The 4,491-nt window shown below is 36.0% G+C and carries 2 protein-coding genes and 3 pseudogenes; 4 read left to right on the top strand and 1 reads right to left on the bottom strand.

The window, feature by feature from the left end; genetic code table 11:
- A partial coding sequence (locus WG67_RS00240) for a dioxygenase family protein (RefSeq protein ID WP_458694947.1) occupies positions 1-470 on the bottom strand: 470 nt, incomplete at its 3' end.
- Between the two features lie 466 nt (positions 471-936).
- Between WG67_RS00240 and WG67_RS05780 the strand changes: the two are divergent.
- The 4 genes and pseudogenes from WG67_RS05780 to WG67_RS07430 form a co-directional block, all read left to right on the top strand.
- Positions 937-1,507, top strand: a pseudogene (locus WG67_RS05780) (DUF6444 domain-containing protein); the annotation flags it as partial.
- Positions 1,508-1,561: 54 nt separating this feature from the next.
- Positions 1,562-2,941 (top strand): annotated as a pseudogene (locus WG67_RS05775) (IS4 family transposase).
- A 52-nt stretch (positions 2,942-2,993) separates the two neighbouring features.
- Positions 2,994-3,326, top strand: a pseudogene (locus WG67_RS00220) (PD-(D/E)XK nuclease family transposase); the annotation flags it as partial.
- 420 nt (positions 3,327-3,746) lie between these two features.
- The coding region (locus WG67_RS07430) for a reverse transcriptase N-terminal domain-containing protein (RefSeq protein ID WP_218916203.1) at positions 3,747-4,491 on the top strand (745 nt) is incomplete at its 3' end.

Raw genomic sequence — 4,491 nt, 5'->3', positions numbered from 1 at the left:
AACATTTGCGTTGTGAATTCTGGAAAATCCGGATGTTGAACTAGAAAGTTGATATGTGGAGCTCTATCACCAATTTTACCAGGTGCTATCGTAATAAAATTATAATAGCCAAGATTATTGACTACAAACCTTCCTGATCCAGCAAAATTCAGATCATCCTCTATATTCTTATCGTAATGGTTCACGCCGCGTGAATTCGCGTGCCATATAGAAACTACAGCATTTTGTATTGGTAAGCAGTTTATATCAGTAATTCTACCCACTATGTGTATTAATTCCCCTATTGCACTATTTGGAGAACCAGGTTTCCTTCTTAAATTGTTTGAAGAGCTAAAATTTTTTGGCCTTGCATCAAGGTCATATATTTCCGGAGTTTTAATGCAGTTGAGCAAAACAGGATCAGCTGCAAATAGCGGCAAACTGAATATCATTTGTACTAAAAGTGCTAACAAGATATTTTTCACATTCATTTCATTTATAATAGACTTCTTGCATAACCATATAACAAACTTTTATTGGAAATAGAAACGAAAAAACTTGCTTGACACCCTTCGCCAGCCCCCTTATCATGAAACTGAAGGTATTCAGTTATCTTCATCTGTGCAGATTAAACAGCAAGAAAACAACGTAGTTGGCGTCTTATTTTTAATTTTTTGCACTATGTGCACCTTATGTCTTCACAATATTTCTAGGTTTTTACCTACACAAGCTGAAACGCGCTATTTAAAACATTAAAAAACGCGAACTTAAAAAATGGATAGTGAATAACTAGCTACCCTAGGGTTTCTTTTGCCTTTTTTTCTGTTTAGTAAATTGTATCCGTTCAGCGGAGTGGTAGAATAAGGTAGACAAAGCAAGATAATAAAGATAATCATAGAGCAAAAGTGAGGTAATGTGGTAAACCTTTGAGAACTTTGCAAAAATTTACAGCAAAAAATAGAAAAACTGAAAGCAGAGATAGAAAACTTAAAAGCAGAAAATAAAGCTTTAAAGATAGAGAACGCTGAATTAAAGGAAAGGCTTGGTTTAAACTCGAAAAATTCATCTCTACCGAGCTCTAAAGAATTGTACAAAACAAAAAAGGACAAGCCAAAAAGCGAAAGGAATGTTGGCGATCAGGTTGGGCATAAAGGAAATTTTCATGCTACAATGGAAGCGGATAAAGTAGTAAAAATAGAGTTGTCTAATATTTGCGAATGCGGAGGAGAGCTTGTAATATGCGAAAAACCTTATGTTCACCAAAAAGTTGATCTTCCGGAAATTAGGCCTTATGTAGTAATTGGAACATGGTCGTTGTTGGAGATGCAGAAAAAGAAAAAGTAGCAAGTTACCAGAAGGTGTTACGCCAGATACATTTGGTCCAAGGGTTAAGTCTATAATTGCAGCACTCAGCGGATTTTACAAAAACTCAAAGCGTGAAGTGGCTAGTATCATAAATGACATTTTTAATTTGAACATAAGTGTTGGCAGCATATCAAATCTTACTATTACCCACAAATATAAATGTACTTATAAATAAAGTATTACAATATTAAAGTTTGCAAATATTGAGGGTATAAAAATGGCAAACGAGAGTAATGAATGGGCTAAAAATGAATTTGGAGATGCTGTACTTGGAGATAAAAGATTAACTGACCGATTAGTAAAGATTGCTGATAGTTTGATAAGTTTACCTGAAAGCTCAATTAATGAGGCATGCGGAAGTTGGTCAGAAGCAAAAGCAGCATAACGTTTTTTTCAAAATGAGAACGTAAAAGAAGTCGATATTCTAGCTTCACACATTGATAAAACAGTTGAAAGAACAAAAGCTCATAAAAGAATTCTTGTGATTCAAGATACAACTTATATTTCATACTCAAGCCATAAGCGGATTGGGAACTATTGCTGGAAAAGGAGCAGTAATGCATACAGCCCTTGCTGTTAGTACGGAAGCTGGGAATACTGGATCAAAAGATTTACTCGAGGCAACTCATTTCTGAAGAAGAAAAAAGACTAAAGAGCCATCGTAACAACGTTCATATTGAGGATAAAGAAAGTATGAAATGGCTAGAAAGTTTAAAGAAAACAAATAATATTATAGATCTGGCCCAAACCGAAGCTATAACTGTATGTAACAGAGAAGCAGATATGCATGATTTTTTTGAACTTGCACATAATCTTAACTCAGCAATTTTAGTCAGAGCTCGCCACAACAGAAATGTAAATAAAAAATTCATGCATACCAGGAACAAGCAAAAATTATGGTCATTTATCCAAGGCCTCCCTTGCGCTGGAAAAGTAGAAGTTGAAATCCCTGCTAGAGATAACAAGCAAAAAAGGACAGTGTTTTTAGAAATTAGATTCGGAAAATTTATCACATGAAGGCCATATAAAATGTAAAGAAGGTCACATAAAATATAAACCGACAGAGTCTACAACTTCACGCAATTCATGTTGTTGAAAAAAACTCTCCTCCCGAAGCAAGTCCTCTAGAGTGGATGCTTTTTTCCGGTCAGTACTTTTGAAGAAGCTGTTGAAAAAGTTAGTTGGTATTGTTTGAGATGGAAAATAGAGATATTGCATAAGATTTTAAAATCTGGTCTCAAAGTTGAGGAATGTAGACTTGGAACAGCAGAAAGATTAATGAGGTATTTAACAGTCATGAGCATTATTGCTTGGAGAATTTTCTTTATTACATCAATTGCAAGAACTAACCCAACATTACTATGTACTGCCTTATTAGCTGAGGAAGAATGGAAAGTTTTATATGTTAAAATACACAGGAAACCATGTCCAAATATAGCCCCTACTATAAAAGAAGCTGTTTCGTGAACTTGGAGGTCATTTAGCAAGAAAAAGCGACCCAAAACCAGGACCAATTACTCTTTGGAAAGGGTGGAGACGTCTCTTTGATCTAGCAGAAGGATGGAGACTTGCTCATGAACCTCATATTTGTGGGTAATAGTAAGGTTTCTAAGGGAGGGAGTAGTAGTAATACTGCTTCCTTACCTGACCAGTTTGCTCGTGATAAAGGTTTTGAGAAACGAGCTCAACTATATGCTGCTAAGGCTTACTCAAGGCAAGCTGATAAATCTGGTAAGTACATTGATTTAAAGAAGGTTTTCTTTATTGCTATCTCTAATTGTAATTTATTTCCTGATAAGCTTGATTATATATCCAGCCACACTATAAGAGATGAGAAAACCAATGAGCATGACTTAAAAGATTTTCAATTTGTATTTATTGAACTACCTAAATTTCCTAAGAATAAGGAAGAACAGCTAGAAAGCATAGTGGATCGTTGGTTATTTTTCTTCAGTGCGACCCGGAAAGCCGTGGTTTTGTGATGGTTAAATTCCATCTTCCCTAGACATCGGGGATAATGTATGGCTCACATTTCAAAGGATGGCAACCTTTGGGATGCAAGCATGAGATAAAAGCAGGTAACACTAAACCTCATGGTGAATCCCTGCAAACAGAGTTAGATATGATTACGAGAGGAACCTATGTTTGAATTGTCGTCAAAGCATAGTATGCGAAAAGAGGTTGAACTACGCATAGACCAAAATGGTACGAAGCAAAAGGGGAACTAAAGATTGAAGACTTTAGTTATTGATGTTCCCAGCTTCCGGCAAATAGTAGGAATCTAAGTTTAACGTGAAACGAAGCTATGGAACGGAGTAACCACATAAAAGCTCTTATATTCATTAAATATAAGTAGGTAGCCAACCACAAGCCGCTATGTGGAAGGATTGTTTAAGAAGCTAATGCCCAAAGTAATATCTGGGATATGCAGACGTAAACACTTTAATTTGGAAGGTAAAGTGGTGAATAGTAGTGAATATGTTATGGACCAGCAAAAAGCTAGGTATGAATGGAATGGAATTCCTTGGCGAAAGCTGAAGAAATCTTCATTTAAGCTACAAAAACGAATTTACCAAGCCTCTAAATGTAATGATATCAAAAAGATGCACAACCTTCAGAGATTATTACTCAAATCAACAAGTGCAAGAACGATCGCAGTTAGAAGGTTAACTCAGGACAACAGAGGGAAAAAAACTGCAGGTATTGATGGAAAAGCTAACCTTAGTCAAAAAGAAAGATTGCAATTGGCAAACTCCTTAGATATAAGAGAGAAAGCAAAGCCATCAAGACGTGTCTGGATCCCAAAACCTGGTAAGCCATCGGAATATCGCCCGCTTGGTATACCAACTATATCGTGTCGAGCAAAACAAACACTTGTAAAAATGGTGTTGGAACCAGAATGGGAGGCAAAACTTGAGCCAAACACTTATGGTTTTAGACCTGGTAGATCATGTCATGATGCAATTGAAGCCATATTTAATGTGCTAAAACAGAAAACAGCATATGTATTAGATGCTGATATTTCTGGATGCTTTGACAATATTAACCATAATAAACTGCTTGAAAACCACACCAGCGTTAAAGAAAATCATAAGAGGATGGTTAGAAGCGGGTGTTATGGAAGATGGAAAGCTTCAATCCACAAAA

Source organism: Wolbachia endosymbiont of Drosophila incompta (genome assembly GCF_001758565.1).
In the GTDB taxonomy this organism is placed as follows: Bacteria; Pseudomonadota; Alphaproteobacteria; order Rickettsiales; family Anaplasmataceae; genus Wolbachia; species Wolbachia pipientis.
The sequence above is the reverse complement of the archived record's forward strand: the minus strand, read 5'-3'. Positions and strand labels throughout refer to the sequence as shown.